We start from the raw sequence: 20,830 nt of genomic DNA, 5'->3' as shown, positions 1-20,830 counted from the left end.
ATGGCCGAACCGGGCACCACTCCCGTCCCCTCCACCGACACCGGTCACACCCTGCGCGGTTCCATCGGGATCGCCGGGATCGTCTTCCTCGTCGTCGCGGCCGCCGCCCCGCTGACCGCGATCGGCGGCGCGCTGCCGGTCATGCTCGCGATCAGCAACGGGCCGGGCGTCCCGCTCGCCTACGTCGTCGTCGCGGTCGTGCTGCTGCTGTTCAGCGTCGGCTACGCGACCATGAGCCACCACGTCGTCGACGCGGGCGCGTTCTACGCCTACGTCACGCGCGGGCTGGGCCCGGCGACCGGGCTCGGCGCGGCCGGGCTGGCGCTGCTGACCTACACCGCCATCCAGGCCGGGATCTACGGCCTGGCCGCGACGACCCTGCAGGGCCTCATCACCCACTACGGCGGGCCGTCGATCCCGTGGTGGGTCCTCGCCGGGGTGCTGCTGCTCGTCGTGGCCCCGCTCGGTTACCGCAGCATCGACCTCGGGGCCCGGGTGCTCGGCGTGATGCTGGTGCTCGAGATGAGCGTGCTGGCCGTGCTCGCCGTGACGATCCTCGTCAAGGGCGGCCCGGAGGGGTATTCGGCCGGCTCGTTCAGCCCGGCGGGCTTCTTCCACGGCGCCCCGGGGATCGCGATCATGTTCGCCGTCGCGTCGTTCATCGGGTTCGAGGCGACCGCGATCTACGGCGAGGAAGCGCGGTCCCCGAAACGCACCATCCCGAAGGCGACCTACATCGCCGTCCTGCTGATCGGCGTGTTCTACGCGGTCTGCAGCTGGACGATGGTCATCGCCTACGGGCCGTCGAAGGTGGAGGCCGCGGCCGGCGGCGACACCGCGGGTCTCGTCTTCAGCGCGGCCGCCCAGTACCTCGGCGGCACGTACGCCGACATCATGAACGTCCTGCTGCTGACGAGTCTCTTCGCCGCGCTGCTGGCGTTCCACAACGCGATCGCGCGCTACCTCTACGCCCTCGGCCGCCAGGGCGCCGGCCCGGAGGCACTGGCCCGCACGCACCGACGGCACGGCTCGCCGCACATCGGCTCGCTCACGCAGTCGGCGTCGGCGGCCGTGATCCTGGCGGTGTTCGTCCTCGCGGGCAGCGATCCGGTGCTGAACCTGTTCACGTGGATGTCCGGGCTGGCGACGGTCAGCATCCTGGCGCTGATGGTGCTCACGGGCGTCGCGATCATCGTGTTCTTCGCGCGGAACCGGGTCGACCCGCGGCTCTGGCACACGCGCGTCGCGCCCGCGCTCGGCCTGGCGGGGATCGTCGGGGTGACGGTACTGGTGCTGGTGAACTTCACGACGTTGATCAGCGGCTCGGCGACGCTGGCGGCCATCCTGCTGGCGCTCGTGGTGCTGTTCTTCGCCGCGGGCCTCGTGGTGGCTCGGTTCACCCGCCCGAGCCGGTGAAGGCGTCCGTCAGTCCTGGGCGGCGGCGTTGGCCCGGTCGATCACCGGCATGTTCTCCTCGGCCCAGTTCCGCAGGGCGGCCAGCGGCACCTCGAGCGAGCGCCCCAGGTCGGTGAGGCGGTAGTGGACCTTCGGCGGCACCGTCGGCTCGACCCGGCGCGCCACCAGGCCGTCGTGGGTGAGGCTCCGCAGCGTCACGGACAGCATCTTCTGCGACACCCCCGGCATCCGTCGCTGCAGGTCCGCGAACCGCACCTCGGCCGGGCCGGCCTCGGCCAGCACCTTGACCGCCATCGACGTCCACTTGGTGCCGATCCGGTCGAGCAGCCTCCGGGTCGGGCACGCGGGGTCGAAGAGGTCGCCGCGCGTGCCCTTCGGTGAGGGGGTCACCTGGAGCTCACCACCTGTCGGGGAAGTGCCGTCTTGGCCGGGCCTCGGTCGTTACCTACCGTTAGCCACTAACCAATGGTAACCGCCCCCGGGAGGCATCGTGCGCGAACACCGGATCACCGCGAACGGCATCGAGGTCAACGTCGCCGTCGGCGGCCGGGGACCCGCGCTCCTGCTGCTGCACGGCTTCCCGCACACCTGGCGCGTCTGGAGCGCGGTCATCCCGCACCTGACCCCGCACCACCGCGTCATCGCGCCCGACCTGCGCGGCCTCGGCGCGACCACCCGCGCCGGCGGCGGGTACGACGCCGGCACCCTCGCCGCCGACGCCGAAGCCCTCCTCGACGCCCTCGGCGAACCGGCGGCGACGATCGCCGGCATCGACGCGGGCACCCCGCCCGCCTTCCTCCTCGCCCTGACGCGCCCCGAGCGCGTCCACCGGCTCGTCCTCATGGAGTCCCTGCTCGGCCGCCTCCCCGGCGCCGAAGACTTCCTCGCCGGCGGGCCGCCGTGGTGGTTCGGGTTCCACGCCGTCCCCGGCCTCGCCGAGACGGTCCTCACCGGGCACGAAGCCGAGTACATCGGTTGGTTCCTCGACACCGGCACCCGCCGGGGCGTACCGGCCGGGCTCCGGGACCACTTCACCACCGCCTACACCGGCCGCGACGCGCTGCGCGGCGCGTTCGCCCACTACCGGGCCATGCCCGAGAGCGCGCGGCAGATCGCGGAGGCGGTCGCGACGGCCCGGCTCACGGTGCCCACCGTGGCGATCGGCGCCCACCCGGTGGGCGACACCCTCGCCCGCCAGCTGCGCCCGGTGGCCGACGTCCTCGAGTCCCACGTCCTCGAGGACTGCGGCCACATCATCCCGCTGGACCGCCCGGACGCCCTGGTTCCGCTGCTGAAGTCCGGTGGTTCACGCGTCTCCGCCGGCCGGTGAGCGGATACGCTCGAGCCGACCGGGCGGTGCCGGCACTCGACGAGCGGAGCCGGATGACGGACAGCCGGGCCCCCGGCCGGCTGTCTCGCCGCGGTGCGCTGATCCTCCGGTCAGCCGGTGGTGCGGGTGAAGGTCACGTGCGTGACGCCGCTCGGGGACGACGTCGCCTCGACCTGGTAGTCCTTCTCCAGGCCCTCCAGGTCGTCCCACAGGCGCACCCCGCGCCCGAGCACGATCGGGACGATCACGACGTGCAGGTGGTCGACGAGCCCGGCCGCGAGGAACTCGCGGATCGTCGTCGCGCCGCCGCCCAAGCGGACGTCCTTGCCCTGCGCCGCTTCGCGGGCCACGTCGAGCGCTTCGGCGGGGGACGCGTCGAGGAAGTGGAACGTCGTGCCGCCCTCCATCTCGATCGGCGGGCGCACGTGGTGGGTGAGCACGAAGACCGGCGTGTGGAACGGCGGGTTCGGGCCCCACGGCCCCTTCCAGTCCGGGTCCTCGTGCCAGCCGGGGTGGCCGAACTTCCCGGCGCCCATGATCTCGGCGCCGATCCCGGGGTCGTGCTGCCGGATGAAGGTGTCGTCGACGCCGCCGCTGCCGCCGGGCTGCCACCACCGGGTCGTGAACATCCACTCGTGCAGCCGGTCCCCGGCGTGCCCGAAGTGGGCGTCGGCGGTCTGGCCCTCGCCGGTGCCGAAACCGTCGAGGGAAAGGGAAAAGCTGTGGACGCGGACGAGGGACATGGTCGCTGCTCCTTGCGTGGCGGTGTCGGTGCCGTCGATCGTGCAGGGAATCCGCTCGTCCGTCCAATGGCGATGTTCATGCCATTCCATAGATAAAGTCGATGCATGCTGGACGTCACCAGACTGCGCGTCATCGACGCGCTCGCGCGGTTCGGCTCGGTCACCGCGGCGGCGAAGGAGCTGCACTACACGCAGCCGACCGTCAGCCACCACCTCGCCCGGCTCGAAGCCGAGACCGGCGCCCAGCTGCTGCAACGAGCCGGGCGCGGCGTCCGGCTCACCCCGGCCGGGCAGCTGCTGGCGTCCCGGGCCGCCGAGATCCTCGGGCGGATCGACGCCGCCGACGCCGAGCTGTCCGCCCACGTCGGCCTGAGCGCCGGACGGGTGCGCGTGGCCAGCTTCTCGTCCGTGATCGGCTCGCTCATCCCGCGGGCGGTGGCCGCGCTGACGGCCGCGCACCCCGGGCTGGAGATCGGCCTCACCGACACGGAACCGCCCGAAGCGCTGGAACTGCTGCGCACCGGCAGGATCGACGTCGCGATCATCTTCCGCTACGACGACACCGAGCCCGAACCGCCGGACGTCCGCCTGCACCACCTGCTCGACGACCCGCTGTACCTGCTGTCCACCCGCCCCGGGCAGACGCTGGCCACCCTGCGCGACGCCACCTGGATCGCCGGCTGCGACCGGTGCCGCGTCCACCTGCTCTCGATGTGCGCCGAGCAGGGTTTCGAACCGCGGATCGGGTACACGTCCGACGACATGGTCGTCATGCAGGCGCTGGTCGTCGCCGGGCTGGGCGTGACGACCAGTCCGGGGCTGGCGCTGCGCGCCCACCGCGTCGACGGGATCGAGGCGAGCGAGCTGCCCGGGTCGCGTCAGCACATCTACGCGGCGACCTACGGCGAACCTCCCGATCCGCCCGCCACCACCGCCCTGCTCGCCGCGCTGGCCGAAGCCGCGGCGTCGGTGCCGGGAGGATCCTGAAAGCTCAGACCGTGGTGATCTTGGGGCTGCCTTCGAGGTAGGTCACGAGGTTCGCGGGCGAGTACGCCATCGACTGGTGCCGGTCGCGGGCGCTGGACGCCAGTGACTCCGACGGCCCGTCCGCCGCGCCGATCGGGCGGTCGGCCGAGCCGAACAGCCGGAAGAACGCGTTGAGGGAGTTGTGCAGCTCCCCGGCCGGGTCCGCTTCGGCCAGGTCCCCGAGCGCACCCTGGCCGAACTCGAGACCGCACCGCTCGGCCCGGTCCGCCAGCCACCGCAGGGCGAGGTCCGACAGGTCGTGCTCCCGGTACCCGCCGCCGACGTCGGAATGCGCGCCGGCGAACCAGACCTGCTCCCGTTCCTGGTTCTGCTCCGCCCGTTTGAACGAGGGCAGCCAGACGGCCGGGACGTAGGACTTCCGGTGCTCGTCCACCGCCAGCGCCTGGAAGGCCGCCTGCACGGTCGAGCTCAGCGTCATGTCGTGGAACTGCCAGCGCCGGTTGAACCGGTGGAGCAGCCGGCCGCCGCTCAGCGGGATGCCCAGCGCGCCGACCGTGTCCCACACCCCGATGAACCGGATGGGGGTCACGTTCTCCTGGGCGTGCTCGTCGCGGAACCGGACCGCCGCGGGACTGTCCGGCCCGGTCGCGACGTCGCGGTCGCGGTAGAGCCGGTACGCCTGCCCGATCAGGCCGGCGTGCTCGGCGCGCAGGACACCGCAGTTGCGGATGAGGCCCACGGTGCTGCGCGCGGTGTAGGCGCCGCGGCTGAACCCGAAGAAGAACAGCTCGTCCCCGGGCGCGTAGTTCTCGACGACGAACCGGTAGGCCTCCCGCACGTTGGCCGAGAGGCCCCAGCCGAACGCCCCGCCGGCCAGGTGCCCGACCAGGGGCAGGTTGGCGCCGACCCCCTCGATGTAGCAGGTCAGCTGACGCGTGCCGGCCGCGGACTCGCCGGACACGGCCTTCCACACCCGCGCGACATTCGTCCGGGCCGGCTGTTTGAGGGAGTTCCAGGTCCCGTCGCAGCAGATCACCAGTCGTTTCTTCATCGTGCCCTCCCGGCCCGCCGGACACGCGTGAGTCGCGCCCGGACGGTCGCCCGTTACGCCGGGGTGGAGCTTTCCGGGTCGGCCCGGTTCCGGTGATCGTCCGGCGAAACTCGGCCGTGGACGGTCAGCCAGATCGAGCGCCCGAGCGCGACCGAAGCCACCATGTCAGCCGCCGTGTCAGTGCGGTGGCCGCCGGGTGTCAGCAAGATCCGCGACGGTGGTTCTCGTCCCCACCACGGGGGACCACAACTCCAGGAGCACCCGATGCAGACCTTCGCCACCGCCTTCCCGATCACCGCCGCCTTCGACCTCGCCGCCGGCCGCATCCGGCTCGCCGCCACCGACCGCGCCGACACCACCGTCGAGGTCCGGCCGGCCGACCCGGCCAAGAACCGCGACGTCAAGGCGGCCGAGCAGACCACCGTCAGCTACGCCGACGGCGTCCTGCGCGTCCACACCCCGCAGGGCCGGAACCAGTACTTCGGCCCCTCGGGATCCATCGAGGTCACCGTCGAGCTGCCCGCGGACTCCCGCGTGGAAGCCACCACCGCCGCCAGCGAGCTCGACGGCACCGGCCGCCTCGGCGAGGTCAGCTTCACCGGCGCGTACCGCCACATCAAGCTCGACGAAGCCGCGAGCGTCCACCTCACCGCCACCGACGGCGACGTCGAGATCGGCCGCCTGGCCGGACCGGCCGAGATCACCACCGCCCGCGGCGACATCCGCATCGGCGAAGCGGCGGCCGGCCTGGTCACGCTGACCGCCCAGTCCGGTTCCATCAGCATCGGCGCCGCCCCGGGCGTCTCGGCGTCGCTGGACGCCGGCACGTCCTACGGCCGCATCGACAACACCCTCAAGAACGACGGCACCCCCGGGCTCGCCATCCGCGCCACCACCAGCCAGGGCGACATCGTCGCCCGCGGCCTCTGACCGGCCGGTGCTGGAGAAACCGCCGGGGGCACGTGACGGCTGGCGGGCACCTTCCCCGCGACGAAGGTGCCCGCCAGCCCACCCGGGCGGCCGGCTCCGTCCACTAGGCTCGGTGGCCGTGCCGCGTCGAGGTCGTGCTCCGGGATCCACCGGGCCCGTTCTCGGGCGGGCCCTGCGGGTGCTCGGGGCCTTCACCCCGGACCACCCCGCCCTGCGGCTCGGCGAGATCGCGCGCCGCGCCGGCATACCCGCCGCCACCGCGCACCGCGTCCTGCGGGAGTTCTGCGAGTGGGGCGCGCTCGAACGGGACGAATCCGGCGTTTACCGGGTCGGGCTGCGGCTGTGGGAGCTCGGGTCGCTCGCCCCGCGGGGGCTGGGGCTGCGTGAACGCGCCCTGCCGTTCCTCGAGGACCTCTCCCAGATCACCCGCGAGAACGTGCAGCTCGCCGTCCGCGAAGGCACCGAAGTCGTCTACATCGAGCGGATCGCCGGGACCGGAGCCGTTCCCGTGCTCACCCGCGTCGGCGGGCGGTTCGCGCTCACCGCGACCGGGGTCGGGCTAGTCCTGCTCGCCCACGCTCCCGCCGACGTGCAGGAAGACGTCCTGCGCAGCCCGATCGAGCGGTACACGCCCGAGACCGTCACCGATCCGGACCGCCTGCGGCACCTGCTGGCCGACGTGCGCACCCACGGTTTCTCCACCAGCGAGCGCCAGGTGACCCTCGACAGCCTTTCGGTGGGCGCGCCGATCCACGACGCGCGCGGGCAGGTCGTCGCCGCCGTGTCGCTGGTCGTGCGGTACGGCAGCGCGTCGCCGCACGAGCTGGCCCCGCTGGTCATGACCAGCGCCCGCGCGATCTCACGCGCGCTCGCCTGAAGCTTTCCATCTTATGGAAACGCCCTTCGTGGGCGCCGGGGAGTTCCCGCACGCTGGGGGCCCCGCCACGAGAGGACGAAGCCCATGAGCGCCATCCCCCGCGACCAGTGGTACGTCGCCGCGTACGGCTCGGAGATCGGCCAGAACCTGTTCAGCCGCACCATCTGCGGGGAGCCGATCCTGTTCTGGCGGAAGCGCGACGGCGGCGTCACCGCGATGACCGACCGCTGCGTGCACCGCCGGTTCCCGCTGTCGCAGGCGCCGTCCCGGCTCGTCGACGACCAGGTCGTCTGCGGCTACCACGGTTTCACCTACGGCGTCGACGGCAAGTGCGTGTCCGTGCCGGGCCAGACCCGGGTGCCGCGGACGGCGCGGCTGCGGAGCTATCCGTTGGCGGAGCAGGATTCCTTCGTCTGGGTGTTCATCGGCGACCCGGAGAAGGCGGACGTCACGAAGATCCCGCGGGCGCCTTACCTCGACTCCCCCGGGTACACGACGGTCGCCGGGATGGAACCGCTGAAGGCGCGTTACTCGCTGCTGGTCGACAACCTGCTGGACCTCTCGCACGAGACGTACCTGCACGGCGGTTACATCGGTACGCCGGAGGTCGCAGAGACACCGATCACGACCGAGGTCGACGACGAGGCCGGGATCGTCTACGTGTCCCGCCACATGGCCGACGCGGCGTGCCCGCCCTTCTACGCCAAGTCCACCGGCCTGCAGGGCCGGATCGCGCGCTGGCAGGACATCGAGTACACGCCGCCGTGCCTGTACAAGCTGCACAGCCGCATCGCGCCGGTCGGCTCGGTGCCGAACCCGGACGGCACCGACCCGGACGCCTTCCACGTCGAGGTCGTCTACGCGATCACGCCCGAAACCGAGCACTCGACGCACGACTTCTGGGCGGTGGCAAGGGACTTCGCCCTCGACGACGAAGGCGTGTCGGCCTTCCTCGCGGAGAACAACCGCACGGTCGTCCTGCAGGACGTCGAAGCGCTCGACGTCCTGGAGCGGGTGATCGCCGCCGAGCCGGACGGCTACCAGGAGCTGTCGATCAACATCGACACCGGCGGCCTCGCGGCCCGCCGGCTGCTGCAGCGGCTGGTCACGTCGTGACGCGGCCGATGCTCACCGGCGACCGCGTCTACCGCATCCACTGGGTGCTGGGCACCGACCGGCTGCGCGCGGTCTGCCACTGCGCGGCCGAGCGCGAGTTCGACGACCCGGTCGCCCTGTGGGACTGGCTCCTGGCCCACCCCGAGGGGCACGAATGACACTCGAACTGCTGGTGGCGCACAAGGAGGAGATCGCCGACGGCGTCGTCCGGCTGACGCTCCGGGAGCCGGCCGGGCACCCGCTCCCGCCGTGGGAACCGGGGGCGCACGTCGATCTCCGGCTGCCCGGCGACGTCGTCCGGCAGTATTCGTTGTGCGGCCGGCCCGGGGACACGTCGGCGTACCAGGTGGCCGTCCTCCGCGAGCCGGGCGGCCGCGGCGGATCGGCGTTCGTGCACGACGAACTCGCGGCCGGGCACCGCGTTTCCCTGGACGGACCCCGCAACCACTTCACGCTGGTCGACGCGAAACGCTACCTGTTCGTCGCCGGTGGCATCGGCATCACGCCGATCCTGCCGATGATCGAGCGGGTAGCGGAGGCGGGCCGCGAGTGGCAGCTCGTCTACGGCGGCCGGACGCGGTCGTCGATGGCCTTCACGGCCGACCTGCGCCGGCACGAGGGCCGCGTGACGATCCACCCGCAGGACGAACACGGACTCCTCGACCTGCCCGGGCTGCTGGCGGAGCCGCAACCGGACACGGCGGTGTACTGCTGCGGCCCGGAACCACTGCTGGCGGCGGTGGAGCAGCACTGCGCCGGCTGGCCCGAGGGCGCGTTGCGCGTCGAGCGGTTCACGCCGGTGGCGGACGACTTCGCGAACACCGCGTTCGAGGTCGAGCTCGCGGCCTCGGGGCGCGTCCTGGAGGTCCCGGCGGACCGGTCGATCCTGGAGGTGGTCGAGGACTCGGGCGCGCAGGTGCTGTCGTCGTGCCGCGAAGGAACGTGCGGCACGTGCGAAACCGGCGTGCTGGAGGGCACTCCGGACCACCGCGACGCGGTGCTGACCCCGGCGGAACGGCGGGAGGGCGAGGTGATGATGATCTGCGTGTCCCGCTCGTGTTCACCCCGGCTGGTACTGGACCTCTGATCCTCCGGAAGGTAGCGCCCGCACCACCCCGGATCCGGTAGCCCGCGCTACTGATCTTCGCGTCGGATTCGAGCAGCATTTCCGGTATCGAACCGGACATGAAGGAGAACCGATGCGCAAGGGTGCAGTGATCTTGACGGTGGCGGGGCTGCTGGGCGGCCTGACCACGACAGCGGCGGCCACGACCCCGAAGTCGCCCGTCCAGGAAAGCCTCGACGCGCTGGTCAGCCAGCAGAAGTTCCCGGCGGCGCTGGCCTGGGTGGGCCGCAACGGCGACGGCGCGTCGCTGGTCGCCGGGTCCGCGCGGCTCGACCGCCCCGCTCCGGTCCCGCGCAACGGCCGGGTCCGAGCGGGCAGCAACACGAAGACCTTCACCGCGGTCGTCGTCCTCCAGCTCGTGGCCGAGGGCAAGGTCGAGCTGGACGCGCCGATCGAGAAGTACCTGCCCGGGCTGGTGCGCGGCGAGGGCATCGACGGGAACGCGATCACCGTCCGGCAGCTGCTGCAGCACACCAGCGGGCTGCCGAACTACACCGAGTACCTCGGCGTCGAGAGCTTCGAAGAGATCCAGCACAAGTTCTTCCAGCCGCACGACCTGCTCGCCGCGGCGCTGGCGCACCCGGCGAAGTTCGCGCCCGGCACGAAGTGGGACTACAGCAACACCAACTACCTGCTGGCCGGCCTGCTGATCGAGCACGTGACCGGGCGTCCGGTGCAGGAGCAGATCACCCGGCGGGTGATCGCGAAGGCGGGCCTGCGCGACACGTACTGGCCGCAGCCGGGCGACGAGACCATCCAGGGACCGCACCCGCACGGCTACTCGATCGCGGACAGCACGGGCACGCGGGTCGTCGACGCGACCGAGATGGATCCGTCGTGGGGCGGGGCGGCCGGCCAGCTGATCTCCACGCCGAGCGACCTCGCGCAGCTTTCGCGCGCCCTGCTCGGCGGCAAGCTGCTGCCGCCCGCGCAGCTGGCCGAGATGCGCAAGACCGTCGACGCGCCGCTGTACCCGGGGTGGCAGTACGGCCTCGGCCTGTTCCGCGTCCCGCTGAGCTGCGGCGGCGTCTACTGGGGACACGGCGGCGACATCCCGGGCTACGAAACCCGCGGCGGCGCCACGGAAGACGGTCGTTCGGTCGCGCTGGCGGTGACCGCGCTGCCGGGCACCTTCGGCGACCCGCAGCAGGCGGCGAACGCCGTGCTGTCCACTGTGGATACGGCCTTCTGCCGGTGACCTGCGCTTGAGACACCGGCTCGCGGGTAACCCCTCCCCATGACCGAAGCCGAGAACGCACCGATCAGCCCCGACGTCCCCCGCCCGCCCGGCGTCCCGGAGGTCGACCTCGACGTCGAAATCCCCGAAACCGACCGTAAGCAGCCCGAGCACCAGGACGTCGAAGAGGACGCCGGCGAGGCCGAACCGCCGAGCTGATCACCGGATCGGGGGAATCCCCGGCGCGAACGGTGGTCTTCGGGCTGCCCGCGACCGCACCGCCGTGCTTGGGTGATCGCGGGGTTGCCGGGAGTCGGGGAGGAAGCTGCGGTGCGGACGTCGCGAGCGGGGTTGGCGGTGGCCGTCGCGGTCCTGGTGGCGGCGACGGCGCCCGCCGCCGCGACCACACCCGATCCACTGGCGCCCTACCTGACCCAGAAGGTCGCGTGGGGCGCTTGCCCCTTCAAGGGCGACAAGGCCCAGTGCGCGCGGATCACCGTCCCGCGGGACTGGGCCGCACCGGCCGCCGGGAAGGACCTGAAGGTCTCGATCAGCCGGGCCACCGCGACCGGCGAGCGGCGGGGCGCGATCCTGGTGAACCCGGGCGGGCCCGGCGGCCAGGGCACCTCGCTCGCCGGCGTGCTGGCCGGCCTGGAACCGGCGGTGAACGAGCACTTCGACTTCGTCGGGATGGACCCGCGCGGCACCGGCCAGGAGGGCACCGACGACGCGGGGTTCGTCTGCCGGGTGCCGCTCGGCCGGATCCCGGCCGACGACGACCTCGACGCGCGCGACCGGTCGGCCGCCAGCATCGCGCTGCACCAGCGGACGCCGCGGGCGGTGGCCGAGGCCTGCCAGAGCGACGCGCTCGCGCCGTTCGTCACCACCTGGCAGACCACGCACGACATGGACCTGATCCGCGCGCTGCTGGGCGACGAGAAGCTGAACTACCTCGGCTACTCCTACGGCACCTGGCTCGGCGCGAAGTACGCGTCGCTGTTCCCCGAGCACGCCGGCCGGGTGGTCCTCGACTCCAGCGTCAACTTCGAGGGGCGGCTCCAGGCCGCTTTCGAGGCGTTCCCGAAGATCGACCAGCGGCAGTTCGACCGCGTCTACGCGCCGTGGCTGGCCCGGCGGTACCCGGACCAGCTGGGCAAGAACGCCGCGGAGGTCAAGAAGAACTGGGAGCGGGTGCGTGCCTACTTCCGCCACGAGGGCGTGTCGCCGGACGTCTTCGACCACGTCTTCGTCGGCAACGGCAGCACGAAGCAGTGGCTGGTCGGCGCGCTGATCCTCACCAAGGGCCTGGCAGCGCTGAACGGCACGGCCCCGCCCGAGCCCGCCGACCTCGACGGCGTCGCGCGCTCGGCGTTCGGGCGTCCGGCGGCCCGGCTGACCGCGTCGGACGTGGCGCCGCCGGAGCCCGACTACGCCGACGTGGGCGGCACCCGCCTGGCCGTGGCGTGCGGCGACCAGCAGACGCGGGCGTCGACCTGGTACAAGCTGCTCAGCGACCTCCAGGGCCCGCAGTACCCGCTGTTCGGCTGGGCGTACGGGCTCAGCGAGGCGTGCGGCTACTGGTCCGACCTCCCCCGGCACCCGCTGCCGAAGCTGTCTCCGGAAGCGGCGAAGAACGTGCTGGTCGTCCAGGGCGAGTTCGACCCGCAGACCGGCTACGAGCAGGCCGAGGCGGCGGCGCGGTCGGCCGGGATCCCGATGGTCTCGGTGGCGGATTCGCCGTTCCACGGCCAATATGCGGTCAGCGGGAACTCCTGTGTGGACGGTCTGGTGAGCGGCTACTTCCTCGGCGCCGCCCGGCCGGCCGCCACCATCTGCCCCGGGGTCCCGCTGCCCGGGGAGAAGCAGGTCTTCCCGGTGACCGGCCCGGCGGGCGACGCGCCCGAGCAGCAGGCCCCGGAACCGGAGCCGGCGCCGCGGGACGCGCTTTCGTCCACGCGGCACCAGCTCCAGGACCGGATCAGCGCCGTGAACCGGGACTACTGACCCGAGTACGCGCCCGTGTCGAGGTCCTCGATCAGCGTCTTCCCGGTCGGCGTCCACCCGAGCAGCTCCTGCGTGGCAGCGCTCGTCGCCGCGAGGTCCATCGCGAAGAACGCGCCGATCCAGCCGAAGTGCGCCGGGACGTCGGCCGCGTCGATCGACACCACCGGCAGGTCGAACGCGCGGCCGATCGCCTCCGCGATCTCGCGCGTCGGCACGCCTTCCTCCGCGACCGCGTGCAGGCGGCTGCCGGCGGGCGCCTTCTCCAGCCCGAGGACGACCATGCGCGCGGAGTCGCTCACGTGCACCGCCGCCCAGCGGTTCGTGCCGTCGCCGGGGTAGCCGGCCACGCCCTTCTCGCGGGCGATCGCCGACAGGTGCGCGATGAACCCGTGGTCACCGGTGCCGTGGACGGTCGGCGAGAACCGCAGGCTCACCGGGTGCACGCCGCGGTCGGCGAACCTGAGCGCGAGGTTCTCGGCGCCGCCGCGGGGCGAGTCCGGGCCGTGGAACGGGGACGCGTCGGCTTCGGTGGACGGGCGGCCCCGCGTCAGGCCGGCGACCCCCGACGCCAGCAGGAACGGGCGGCCGCTGCCCGCGAGCGCGTCGCCGATCGTCTGGACGGCGGCCCGCTCGGCCGCGTTCGACGCGGCCTGGTCGGCGAAGTCGTGCTTGTTCGCCAGGTGGATGACCGCTTCGGCCGCTTCGGCGCCGGCGCGGATGCCGTCGAGGTCGTCGAGGTCGCCGCGCCGGACCTGGATGCCCTTCGCTTCGAGCTTCGCGGCGGACGCGGCCGACCGGGCCAGCCCGCTGACCTCGTGGCCCGCGGCGAGCAGCTCGCCGACGACGGCGGTGCCGATCCAGCCGGAGGCTCCGGTGACGAAAACGCGCATGGCGTGAACTCCTTCAGTGACTGACGTGGTGCCTGTGACGTCTTAGACTGATGTCAGCGACCGACGTCAGTCGCTGACATACGCACCCTACGCCTTTATGTCAGCCGCTGTCATCACTAGAATCGGGAGCATGGTGCGCTGGGAACCGGGAACCGCGGAGCGGCTGCAGAAGGCCGCGCTCGAACTGTTCGCGACCCGCGGGTACGAACAGACGACCGCCGCGGAGATCGCGCAGGCCGTCGGCCTGACCGAGCGCACGTTCTTCCGGCACTTCAGCGACAAGCGCGAGGTGCTCTTCCAGGGGCAGGAACTGCTGGTCCAGGCGTTCCTCGACGGTATCGACGCCGCTCCGCCGGAAGCGTCGCCGCTCGAGGTCGTCGCCTCCGCGCTGGCGTCGGCGGCGACGTTCTTCCCGGACGAGCGCCGCGCGCACTCCCGCACGCGGCAGTCCGTCATCGACCGGAACCCCGCGCTGCAGGAACGGGAGCAGCACAAGCTGACCACCCTGGCGACGACAGTCGCTGACGCCCTGCGCACCCGCGGCGTCGACGAGCTCGCGGCGACGCTGGCGGCGGAGTCGGGCGCGACCGTGTTCGGGATCGCGTTCACGCGGTGGCTGCGCGAGGAGAAGTCACTGGCTGACATCGCGGCCGACGTGCTGGCCGAGCTGCTGTTGCTGGCCGAAACGGCGACTCAGGCCTTGCGTCCCACGAGGTGAAAGACGCGGCTGGGGTCGCGCCGGCCGGGTCTGCTTCGGTGCCGCCGAAGCCGAGCCAGTCGGCGAACAGCCAGTCCCCGTACCAGCGCACGGGGTCCACGCCCTGGCCGCGCAGGATCCCGCCTGGTTCTTCGACGGTGCCGGCCGAGACCGTCCACAGTGGAGCAGACGGTCACTGCCCCGGCCGCCGCCGGATCCAGTCGCAGGCGGCGTCGACCGTCGGGTGCAGGGTGAACGCCTCGTCCAGCCGGCTGAGCTGCACCGCGCGCACGACCGGGTAGTGGTCGGCGACCACCGCGAGCGGCACGCCGCCGTCGGTCGTCGCCGCGACGAGCTCGGCCAGCACCTGCAGGCCCGCCGAGCCGCAGAACCCGATCGCGTCCAGGTCGACGATGAGCGCGTCCGGCCGACCGTCCAGCACGGCCCGCGCCCGCTCCCGCAGCACGGGCGCCGACCCGAGGTCCAGGTCCCCGGCGGCCACGACGACGACGGCCTCGGGCACGGTGCGCACCCGCACCGTCAGCGTCCGCTCGCCGGTCACCGCATCTCCCTCCCGCCGGTGCCGACCTTAAGCCGCCCGCATCGGTTTGTCATCGATTCACCGGGTTACCGGAGCCGGACCACCCCCGGAAGGAGTCACGACGATCACCGAGCAGCGCGGTCGTCGTGCGCCGACGAGGATCGCCACGCCCTGCCGCCGGAGCACTGCGCGCGGCGCACCGGCCGAACACAGCGGCGCGGCCCTGTTCCTGGGCGGGTCCGTTCCGGACACCGCGCGGCGCCGGCCCGCGCTCACCGCCGGCGGTCGTCTGCGGAGCAGTCGCCCGGCGGCCCGTCCTCGCCGGGCCCGGCCGGCCACCCACGACCGCGCGCGGACCGCCCGGCGTCCCTCGGCGAGCCCGCCCCGCTGCTGACAACGCTCGTGCGGAACCACGCCAGGCGCGCCCCCGCAGGCCGAGCACCTCCCGAAACCCCGCCCCACCCGCGATCGGCCACCTGCACCACCGCACCCCACCCGCGTCGGGCATCCTTGGACCCGCTGTGTCCAGCGATGAGGGGACGAGGATGGGTGCTTCACCCGAGGTGACCGTGCCGGCGAGCGTCGACAGCCCGGTTCCGCCGAAGCCGCCGGCTTCCGGGCCGGCCCGCTGGCTGCTGGAGCACCGGGTCGCGCCCGTCGGGCGGCAGGGCGGCGAGGACCACGGCACGCCGCAGGCCTGGTGGAAGGTCATGTGCCTGACCGGCGTCGACTACTTCTCCACCCTCTCCTACCTGCCCGGCATCGCCGCGCTCGCCGCCGGGGCGCTCTCGCCGCTCGCCACGCTGCTGATCGTCGCGCTGACGCTGCTCGGCATGCTGCCGATGTACCGCCGCGTCGCCCGCGAAAGCCCGCACGGGCAAGGCTCGGTGGCGATGCTGGAGGACCTGCTGCCGTTCTGGCGCGGGAAGCTCTTCGTCCTCACGCTGCTGGGCTTCGTCGCGACGTCGTGGATCATCACGATCACGCTGTCCTCGGCGGACGCGACCGTGCACATGCTGGAAAACCCGTACCTGCCGGGCTTCCTGCACGGCCACGCCGTGCTCATCACCGTCGTGCTGCTGCTGATCCTCGGCGGGGTGTTCCTGCTGGGCTTCAGCGAGGCGGTCGGCGTCGCCATCCCGCTCGTCGCGGTCTTCCTGCTGCTCAACGCCATCGTCACGGTGGTCGGCGTCGTCGACATGCTCGGCAACTCCGCCGACCTCTCCCGCTGGAGCGACGCGCTGACCGCGGGCGGCGGCGGGTTCACCGGCGTCATCGGGCCGGCCGTGATCGCGTTCCCGCTGCTGGTGCTGGGCCTCTCGGGCTTCGAAACCGGGGTCAGCATGATGCCGCTGGTCGCCGCGGAGGGGAAGACCGCCGAAGAAAAGCTGGAGTCGCGGGTCCGCAACACCCGCAAGCTGCTGACCGTCGCCGCGCTGATCATGTCGGTGTTCCTGATCGCGACGAGCTTCATCACGACCGTGCTGATCCCGGCGGACGCGTTCAAGGAGGGCGGCGAGGCCAACGGCCGCGCCATGGCCTACCTCGCCCACCACGAGCTGGGCGAGATCTTCGGCACCGCCTACGACATCAGCAGCGTCCTGATCCTGTGGTTCGCCGGCGCGTCGGCGATGGCCGGGCTGATCAACATCGTCCCGCGGTACCTGCCCTCCTACGGCATGGCGCCGGAGTGGGGCCGCGCGGTGCGGCCGGTGGTGATCGTCTACACGGTGATCAGCATCCTGATCACCGTCGCGTTCGGCGCCGACGTCAACGCGCAGGCCGGCGCCTACGCGACCGGGATCCTCGCGATGATGGTGTCCGGCGCGGTCGCGGTGAGCATCTCGGCGATCCGGCGGGGACAGCGCGGCGCGGCGATCGGGTTCATCGTCCTGACGCTGGTGCTGCTCTACGCGCTCGTCGAGAACGTCATCGAAAAGCCGGACGGCATCGCCATCTCGGGCCTGTTCATCCTCGGGATCATCGTCGTCTCCCTGGTTTCGCGGGTTTCGCGCACGACGGAGCTGCGGGCCGAGCGCATCGAGTTCGACGAGGAAGCGCGCCGGTTCATCACCGATTCGCTGGCCCACGACGGCAACCTGCACATCATCGCCAACAAGCGCCAAGGCGGCGACGAAGCCGAGTATTCGGCCAAGGAAGCCGAGCAGCGCTCGATGAACCCGGTCCCCGGCGCCGCCGACGTGATCTTCCTGGAGATCGACGTCGTGGACCCGTCGGAGTTCGCCAACGTGCTCCAGGTGCGCGGTGTGGACATCGACGGCTACCGGATCCTCCGTGCGGACAGCCCCGCGGCGCCGAACGCGATCGCGGCGATCCTGCTCGCCCTGCGCGACGTCACGGGCGTCCGGCCGCAGTGCCACTTCGAGTGGGCCGAAGGAAACCCGCTCGGGCACCTGTTCCGCTACCTCATCCTCGGCCGCGGCGACACGGCCCCGGTGGTCCGGGAGATCATCCGCACCGCGGAGAAGGACCCGGCTCGCCGGCCGGGCATCCACGTCGGCGGCTGAACCGGGAGTTCACCCGGAACGCGTGCGCCGGTCACCCCGGCTGGGTACGTTGCTCCGCGTGAAGACTCCGGTGCTGCTCGCCCTGCCCCTGTCCGCCGTGCTCACCCTGGCGCTGAGCACGCCGGCCTCGGCCGCCGGCGACGTGCTCGCGCCGGGGCTGACCGTCTCCACCACCGTCACCGGCGAAGGCACCGGGCACAGCACCTGGACCGTCACCACGCTCGTGCCCGGTGGGTCCAGCCCCGATCCGGACGCACCGCCGTCCGCGCTCGGGAGCCGGGAGCACGCCGACGCGCTCGTGACGTCCTTGCGGGGCAAGGGTTTCGCCGCCCGCGCCGAGCGGGTCGACTGGCCCGCGTTCGCCGACACGCCGCGTGGCGCGCTCGGCTGGCGGGTGCGGGTCGGCTCGTTCGCCGACCGGGCGCAGGCCGCCGCCACCGCGAGCGCCATGGCCGCGAACGGCTTCGCCAACTCCGTCGAATGGACCGGCCAGGACGGTCCCGAAGCGCAAGGCCCGCAACGCATCCGGGTCGCCGTCGTCGATCCGCGGCGGTTCCGCGGCGACGTCGTCGCGTCACACGGCGAGTCCGTGTCGGGCCGGCGCACGACGTCGGCGCTGTCGGCCGCCGCGGGGGCGCTCGTCGGGACCAACGGCGGCTTCTTCGTCATCGACCCGCGCGACGGCATCCCCGGCGAACCGGCCGGCATCGGCGTCTACCAGGGCCTCCTGCAGAGCGAAGCCACCACCGGACGGCCCGCGCTGCTGCTCGGCGACCGGCCGTCGATCGGCGTTCCGCGGACCGCGGTCACCGTCGGCGGCCGCGAGGTCAACGGCGTCAACCGCAAGCCCGGCCTCATCCGCAACTGCGGCGAGCCCGGTGACGTCCCGACCGACCGGCCGCTGCACGACACGACCTGCACCCACGCCGACGAGCTGGTGCTCTTCACCCCGCAGCTCGGCACGCCGACCCCGGCCGGCACCGGCGTCGAAGCCGTGCTGGACTCCCACGACGTCGTCACGGCGGTGCGTCCCGCGGGCGGCGACGTCCCGGCGGGCGGGCACACGGTGCAGGGCATCGGTGCGGCGGCGACCTGGCTGAGCGACCACGCGCGGCCGGGCGCGAAGCTGCCAGTCGGGACGCGGATCTCCGCAGCCGGCCGGCCGATCCACCCGGCCGGCGTCGTCAACGGCGGCCCGTGGCTGGTCCGCGGCGGCCGGATCGCGGTGAACGCGGCGGCGGACGGCATCGTGCACCCGGGCGACCCGTCGTTCGTGTACGGCTGGGGCGTCAAGCGCAACCCGCGCACGATGGTCGGCCTCGACCGCGAGGGACGGCTGCTGATCGTCACGGCCGACGGGCGTCAGCCGGGGTTCGCCGAGGGCCTGTCCCTGATCGAGGGCGCGAAGCAGATGGCACGGCTGGGCGCGGTGACGGCGATCAACCTCGACGGCGGCGGCTCGACGGCGATGGCGATCGACGGCAAGCTGGTCAGCTCCCCCTCGGACGCGACGGGAGAACGTCCGGTCGGCGACGCCCTGCTGGTCCTGCCTCGACGCTGATCATCGAATGGTTTGATGGTGCGCGTGGAGCAGAAGAAATCATCCGAACGGCTGGTGTTCTTCACCGACGCCGTGGTCGCGATCGCGCTGACGTTGCTGGTCCTGCCGCTGACGGACCTGGTGCCGGAGCTGGTCGCCGAGCACAAGCCCGCGGTGGAGGCCGTGACCGGCAACTGGTCGAAGATCATCAGCTTCGTACTCAGTTTTCTCGTGATCGGGCGCTTCTGGTCCGTCCACCACCGCATCTTCGAGCACGTGCGGTCGTACAGCACCGCGCTCGTGCGCGTGAACTTCCTCTGGCTGCTGACGATCGCCCTGCTGCCCTTCCCCACCGAGCTGATCGGCGCGTACCAGTCCGAGCGCTTCACCGTGCTGTTCTACCTGGGGACGTTGCTGGCCAGCAGCCTGTGCCACACCGCGATGGTGTTCATCATCCGCCACGACCCGCAGATCCGCGGGGACGCCGAGCCGGTGTCCGACGAGACGTTCTGGAACCACGTGCTGAGCGCGGCCGTGTTCGCGCTCGCGGTCGTCGTGGCGGTGTTCAAGCCGAGCATCGGCTACTACGTGCTGCTGTTGCTGCTGTTCCCGGCGAGGATCGCCCTCTGGCTGCGGAGCCGCCGGGCCGCGCGGTAAATCGGTGGGCACGGCGGCGACGGGCCGCTATCGTGCCCTTGACCGTGACTCGACGCCGGGAGGTGAGCCCCATGAACGCTGTTTCGATGGTGGGTGCTCCCCTCGTCGTCACGGTCGGGCGACTGTCGTAGGGGTCGCCGGGAGCGCTTCAGGCACTCCCGAGAGGTACGAACCCATGGAAACTTCCCATTTCACTTCAGGCGCGCCCGCGGTGGTGATCACGCGGGTCGCGCAGCGGCTCTGGCACGCGCTGGAGGACGACCGCGTGATCGGCCGCGGCGAGGCTTCGACGCGGCCCGACGGACGGCTCTTCGTCAGCGTCGACGCTTGGCACCGCTCGGTCTTCGACCAGCTCGCCGACGCGATGCTCGCCGAGCTCCCGGCCCCGCTCCACACGATCGTCGACGAGAGCGACGTCGAACTGACGGCCGGCTGGGAACGAGCCGGCTTCACGACCCGGCGTCGCGAGTGGGAGTACTCGGTGCCCACGGACGCCGTCCCGGTGCTCCCGCCGCCGGGCGTGACGATCGTGCCCCGCGGCTCGGCTTCGGAAGGCCCGCTGCGCGCGCTGGACAGCGTGGTCCGCGCCGAGGTCGAGGCGACGGTCGGCTGGCAGGAGATGCCGGCCGAGGTGCTGCCGCGGCCGGACGGGGACACGGTCGTGGACCCGGCGTTGTACGCGGCCGCGGCCGAAGCCGGCGAGTACGTCGGCCTGGTCCGGGTGGTCCAGGTGACGCGCCTGCCCCGGATCGGCCTGATCGCGGTCCGCGCGGACCACCGTCGCAGGGGCATCGCCCACGCGCTGCTGACCCAGGTGCTGGGCGCCCTGCACGACGCGGGAATCCCCACGGCGACGGCGGAAGTGAACGAAGCCAACCCGGCGGCGACGGCGCTGTTCGAGAGCGTCGGCGCCCGGCGCGCGGGCAGCAACCTGGAGCTGGTGCGCCATGGCTGACAAGGGCGGCATCGAAGTCGAGGGCACCGTGCTCGAGTGCCTGCGCAACGCCACGTTCAAGGTGGAGCTGCCGAACGGGCACCAGGTCCTCGCGCACATCAGCGGGAAGATCCGGAAGAACTACATCAAGATCCTGCCGTACGACCGGGTGCTGGTGGAGCTGAGCCCGTACGACCTGAGCCGCGGCCGGATCCTCTTCCGCTACCGCAACTAGTCCCCGAAGGGTCGTGAGTGAGAAACAGCGTTAGAACACTGTTTCTCACTC

At 72.3% G+C, this 20,830-nt stretch carries 22 protein-coding genes; 17 read left to right on the top strand and 5 right to left on the bottom strand.

Annotated elements, in window-relative coordinates; translation table 11 throughout:
* Entirely contained in the window at positions 1 to 1,416 is a 1,416-nt protein-coding gene (locus ACZ7OU_RS16590) for an APC family permease (RefSeq protein ID WP_470255639.1), read from the top strand.
* A gap of 9 nt (positions 1,417 to 1,425) precedes the next feature.
* Here the strand turns inward: ACZ7OU_RS16590 and ACZ7OU_RS16585 are convergent, their stop codons facing one another.
* On the bottom strand, positions 1,426 to 1,806 hold the full coding sequence (locus tag ACZ7OU_RS16585; RefSeq protein ID WP_470255638.1) for a winged helix-turn-helix transcriptional regulator: 381 nt from the start codon (positions 1,804 to 1,806) through the stop codon (positions 1,426 to 1,428).
* 100 nt (positions 1,807 to 1,906) lie between these two features.
* On the opposite strand from ACZ7OU_RS16585, the gene ACZ7OU_RS16580 reads away from it, so the two are divergent.
* Complete coding sequence (locus ACZ7OU_RS16580; RefSeq protein WP_470255637.1) at positions 1,907 to 2,746, top strand: alpha/beta fold hydrolase; 840 nt, start codon at positions 1,907 to 1,909, stop codon at positions 2,744 to 2,746.
* A 110-nt stretch (positions 2,747 to 2,856) separates the two neighbouring features.
* Here the strand turns inward: ACZ7OU_RS16580 and ACZ7OU_RS16575 are convergent, their stop codons facing one another.
* Positions 2,857 to 3,489, bottom strand: coding sequence for a dihydrofolate reductase family protein (locus ACZ7OU_RS16575; protein ID WP_470255636.1), 633 nt, complete (start codon positions 3,487 to 3,489; stop codon positions 2,857 to 2,859).
* 105 nt (positions 3,490 to 3,594) lie between these two features.
* Here ACZ7OU_RS16575 and ACZ7OU_RS16570 point away from each other — a divergent pair, with 105 nt between their 5' ends.
* On the top strand, positions 3,595 to 4,476 hold the full coding sequence (locus tag ACZ7OU_RS16570; protein ID WP_470255635.1) for a LysR family transcriptional regulator: 882 nt from the start codon (positions 3,595 to 3,597) through the stop codon (positions 4,474 to 4,476).
* A 4-nt stretch (positions 4,477 to 4,480) separates the two neighbouring features.
* Here ACZ7OU_RS16570 and ACZ7OU_RS16565 read toward each other — a convergent pair whose 3' ends face one another.
* Entirely contained in the window at positions 4,481 to 5,527 is a 1,047-nt protein-coding gene (locus ACZ7OU_RS16565) for a DUF2235 domain-containing protein (RefSeq protein WP_470255634.1), read from the bottom strand.
* A gap of 264 nt (positions 5,528 to 5,791) precedes the next feature.
* Between ACZ7OU_RS16565 and ACZ7OU_RS16560 the strand changes: the two genes are divergently transcribed.
* The 8 genes from ACZ7OU_RS16560 to ACZ7OU_RS16525 all read left to right on the top strand — a co-directional run bounded on the left by ACZ7OU_RS16560 (position 5,792) and on the right by ACZ7OU_RS16525 (position 12,757).
* Positions 5,792 to 6,457, top strand: coding sequence for a DUF4097 family beta strand repeat-containing protein (locus ACZ7OU_RS16560; protein ID WP_470255633.1), 666 nt, complete (start codon positions 5,792 to 5,794; stop codon positions 6,455 to 6,457).
* 118 nt (positions 6,458 to 6,575) lie between these two features.
* Entirely contained in the window at positions 6,576 to 7,334 is a 759-nt protein-coding gene (locus ACZ7OU_RS16555; RefSeq protein ID WP_470255944.1) for an IclR family transcriptional regulator, read from the top strand.
* 84 nt (positions 7,335 to 7,418) lie between these two features.
* Entirely contained in the window at positions 7,419 to 8,450 is a 1,032-nt protein-coding gene (locus ACZ7OU_RS16550) for a Rieske 2Fe-2S domain-containing protein (protein ID WP_470255632.1), read from the top strand.
* Entirely contained in the window at positions 8,447 to 8,608 is a 162-nt protein-coding gene (locus ACZ7OU_RS16545; protein WP_470241088.1) for a hypothetical protein, read from the top strand. Before ACZ7OU_RS16550 ends, ACZ7OU_RS16545 begins: the two co-directional genes overlap by 4 nt.
* Positions 8,605 to 9,537, top strand: a complete 933-nt coding sequence (locus ACZ7OU_RS16540; protein ID WP_470255631.1) for a PDR/VanB family oxidoreductase — start codon at positions 8,605 to 8,607, stop codon at positions 9,535 to 9,537. The genes ACZ7OU_RS16545 and ACZ7OU_RS16540 overlap by 4 nt, the downstream gene beginning before the upstream one ends.
* Positions 9,538 to 9,649: 112 nt before the next feature.
* Entirely contained in the window at positions 9,650 to 10,774 is a 1,125-nt protein-coding gene (locus ACZ7OU_RS16535) for a serine hydrolase domain-containing protein (protein WP_470255630.1), read from the top strand.
* 39 nt (positions 10,775 to 10,813) lie between these two features.
* Positions 10,814 to 10,972 carry a hypothetical protein gene (locus ACZ7OU_RS16530; protein ID WP_470255629.1) on the top strand — a complete coding sequence of 53 codons (159 nt, stop codon included), beginning with the start codon at positions 10,814 to 10,816 and terminating at the stop codon, positions 10,970 to 10,972.
* 111 nt (positions 10,973 to 11,083) lie between these two features.
* Positions 11,084 to 12,757, top strand: a complete 1,674-nt coding sequence (locus ACZ7OU_RS16525) for an alpha/beta fold hydrolase (RefSeq protein ID WP_470255628.1) — start codon at positions 11,084 to 11,086, stop codon at positions 12,755 to 12,757.
* Here ACZ7OU_RS16525 and ACZ7OU_RS16520 read toward each other — a convergent pair.
* Positions 12,751 to 13,647, bottom strand: a complete 897-nt coding sequence (locus ACZ7OU_RS16520) for an SDR family oxidoreductase (protein WP_470255627.1) — start codon at positions 13,645 to 13,647, stop codon at positions 12,751 to 12,753. The genes ACZ7OU_RS16525 and ACZ7OU_RS16520 overlap by 7 nt on opposite strands.
* A 130-nt stretch (positions 13,648 to 13,777) precedes the next feature.
* Here ACZ7OU_RS16520 and ACZ7OU_RS16515 point away from each other — a divergent pair, with 130 nt between their 5' ends.
* Positions 13,778 to 14,365, top strand: coding sequence for a TetR/AcrR family transcriptional regulator (locus ACZ7OU_RS16515; RefSeq protein ID WP_470255626.1), 588 nt, complete (start codon positions 13,778 to 13,780; stop codon positions 14,363 to 14,365).
* Positions 14,366 to 14,537: 172 nt separating this feature from the next.
* Here the strand turns inward: ACZ7OU_RS16515 and ACZ7OU_RS16510 are convergent, their stop codons facing one another.
* Positions 14,538 to 14,906, bottom strand: coding sequence for an STAS domain-containing protein (locus tag ACZ7OU_RS16510; protein WP_470241095.1), 369 nt, complete (start codon positions 14,904 to 14,906; stop codon positions 14,538 to 14,540).
* A gap of 524 nt (positions 14,907 to 15,430) precedes the next feature.
* Here ACZ7OU_RS16510 and ACZ7OU_RS16505 point away from each other — a divergent pair.
* The 5 genes from ACZ7OU_RS16505 (at position 15,431) to infA (ending at position 20,779) form a co-directional block, all read left to right on the top strand.
* Positions 15,431 to 17,413, top strand: a complete 1,983-nt coding sequence (locus ACZ7OU_RS16505) for an APC family permease (protein WP_470255625.1) — start codon at positions 15,431 to 15,433, stop codon at positions 17,411 to 17,413.
* Positions 17,414 to 17,471: 58 nt separating this feature from the next.
* Complete coding sequence (locus ACZ7OU_RS16500) at positions 17,472 to 18,974, top strand: phosphodiester glycosidase family protein (protein WP_470255624.1); 1,503 nt, start codon at positions 17,472 to 17,474, stop codon at positions 18,972 to 18,974.
* Between the two features lie 24 nt (positions 18,975 to 18,998).
* On the top strand, positions 18,999 to 19,610 hold the full coding sequence (locus ACZ7OU_RS16495) for a TMEM175 family protein (protein WP_470255623.1): 612 nt from the start codon (positions 18,999 to 19,001) through the stop codon (positions 19,608 to 19,610).
* Positions 19,611 to 19,785: 175 nt separating this feature from the next.
* Entirely contained in the window at positions 19,786 to 20,565 is a 780-nt protein-coding gene (locus ACZ7OU_RS16490) for a GNAT family N-acetyltransferase (RefSeq protein ID WP_470255622.1), read from the top strand.
* On the top strand, positions 20,558 to 20,779 hold the full coding sequence (gene infA / locus ACZ7OU_RS16485; protein WP_284743821.1) for a translation initiation factor IF-1: 222 nt from the start codon (positions 20,558 to 20,560) through the stop codon (positions 20,777 to 20,779). The genes ACZ7OU_RS16490 and infA overlap by 8 nt, the downstream gene beginning before the upstream one ends.
* The last annotated feature ends 51 nt before the right edge of the window (positions 20,780 to 20,830 follow it).

The sequence above is a fragment of the Amycolatopsis sp. NPDC114505 genome, from assembly GCF_055633615.1.
The sequence above is the reverse complement of the archived record's forward strand: the minus strand, read 5'-3'. Positions and strand labels throughout refer to the sequence as shown.

Coding starts and splice junctions, on each gene's coding strand:
- ACZ7OU_RS16590 (WP_470255639.1), top strand. CDS start 1: ATGGCCGAACCGGGCACCACTCCCGTCCCCTCCACCGACACCGGTCAC.
- ACZ7OU_RS16575 (WP_470255636.1), bottom strand. CDS start 3,489: ATGTCCCTCGTCCGCGTCCACAGCTTTTCCCTTTCCCTCGACGGTTTC.
- ACZ7OU_RS16570 (WP_470255635.1), top strand. CDS start 3,595: ATGCTGGACGTCACCAGACTGCGCGTCATCGACGCGCTCGCGCGGTTC.
- ACZ7OU_RS16565 (WP_470255634.1), bottom strand. CDS start 5,527: ATGAAGAAACGACTGGTGATCTGCTGCGACGGGACCTGGAACTCCCTC.
- ACZ7OU_RS16560 (WP_470255633.1), top strand. CDS start 5,792: ATGCAGACCTTCGCCACCGCCTTCCCGATCACCGCCGCCTTCGACCTC.
- ACZ7OU_RS16550 (WP_470255632.1), top strand. CDS start 7,419: ATGAGCGCCATCCCCCGCGACCAGTGGTACGTCGCCGCGTACGGCTCG.
- ACZ7OU_RS16540 (WP_470255631.1), top strand. CDS start 8,605: ATGACACTCGAACTGCTGGTGGCGCACAAGGAGGAGATCGCCGACGGC.
- ACZ7OU_RS16535 (WP_470255630.1), top strand. CDS start 9,650: ATGCGCAAGGGTGCAGTGATCTTGACGGTGGCGGGGCTGCTGGGCGGC.
- ACZ7OU_RS16530 (WP_470255629.1), top strand. CDS start 10,814: ATGACCGAAGCCGAGAACGCACCGATCAGCCCCGACGTCCCCCGCCCG.
- ACZ7OU_RS16520 (WP_470255627.1), bottom strand. CDS start 13,647: ATGCGCGTTTTCGTCACCGGAGCCTCCGGCTGGATCGGCACCGCCGTC.
- ACZ7OU_RS16515 (WP_470255626.1), top strand. CDS start 13,778: ATGGTGCGCTGGGAACCGGGAACCGCGGAGCGGCTGCAGAAGGCCGCG.
- ACZ7OU_RS16505 (WP_470255625.1), top strand. CDS start 15,431: ATGGGTGCTTCACCCGAGGTGACCGTGCCGGCGAGCGTCGACAGCCCG.
- ACZ7OU_RS16490 (WP_470255622.1), top strand. CDS start 19,786: ATGGAAACTTCCCATTTCACTTCAGGCGCGCCCGCGGTGGTGATCACG.
- infA (WP_284743821.1), top strand. CDS start 20,558: ATGGCTGACAAGGGCGGCATCGAAGTCGAGGGCACCGTGCTCGAGTGC.